Annotated in this window: 2 protein-coding genes; both read left to right on the top strand. The window is 32.4% G+C overall.

All coding sequences use genetic code 11. The features are described 5' to 3' along the window. A partial coding sequence (locus tag ABR397_RS22985; RefSeq protein ID WP_350307730.1) for an RNase A-like domain-containing protein occupies window positions 1–406 on the top strand: 406 nt, incomplete at its 5' end. A 4-nt stretch (window positions 407–410) separates the two neighbouring features. Further along, window positions 411–728, top strand: a complete 318-nt coding sequence (locus ABR397_RS22980) for a contact-dependent growth inhibition system immunity protein (protein ID WP_350307729.1) — start codon at window positions 411–413, stop codon at window positions 726–728. Window positions 729–768: the final 40 nt, after the last annotated feature.

Raw genomic sequence — 768 nt, 5'->3', positions numbered from 1 at the left:
CTCTGTTCGGGTAGGCAGGATTAAATTAATTGAGCATGAGTCAGAGACTGGATTAAAACCGGGTGGTCATACTTTGGCTAAACATGTTGGGTTATCGGAGCAGGAATTGAGGGAAAGGCTAACAGATGTATCTAGAGCAAGTAGTTTTTACAATCAAGATGTGGCAGAACAAGTCATTTCAAAAGCCTTGAAAGCAAATAAAATACATCTAGAAAATTGGGCTAAGTATTCGCTCCCAGAAGGAATGTATGCACCTATTGAATATGTTTCAAAAACACCGATTGGTTTTGGTGTTACTAAAGGATCTAAAAATATAAAAGAATTATATACAGTCAGGATTGTTTTAAATTATTCTGAATACAATGGTAAACCATTCTATATATTAACTGCATATCCAAAGGGATAACCTAATGAACAAACAATATCCGTTTCTAGATATTTTAATATATGCTTATTTTAATCAAGATTATAAGATTATATCAGGTCCAAAGCTTAATGATGTTATCGATGATTTTCTTCACGTTGCAACTCGAGGAATGATAAAAGGGTTAATAGAAGAAATCGATTCTATTATTAACACATCCGAAAATGTAGAGAACAGATTTGATTTTCTCTATCATGATGCTGATGTTCTCCCAGAAGTATGGAATATGACAGCACTTGAATTTTTAAATCATATATCTCAAAGAACCCAGAGTTTTTTAAATGCACATCCTGAAAAAAGATGAGTAATTAAAATTGCTTTAATACAACAGTAAACAAAGAGGT

The sequence above is a fragment of the Photorhabdus viridis genome, from assembly GCF_040256935.1.
In the GTDB taxonomy this organism is placed as follows: domain Bacteria; phylum Pseudomonadota; class Gammaproteobacteria; order Enterobacterales; family Enterobacteriaceae; genus Photorhabdus; species Photorhabdus viridis.
The sequence above is the reverse complement of the archived record's forward strand: the minus strand, read 5'-3'. Positions and strand labels throughout refer to the sequence as shown.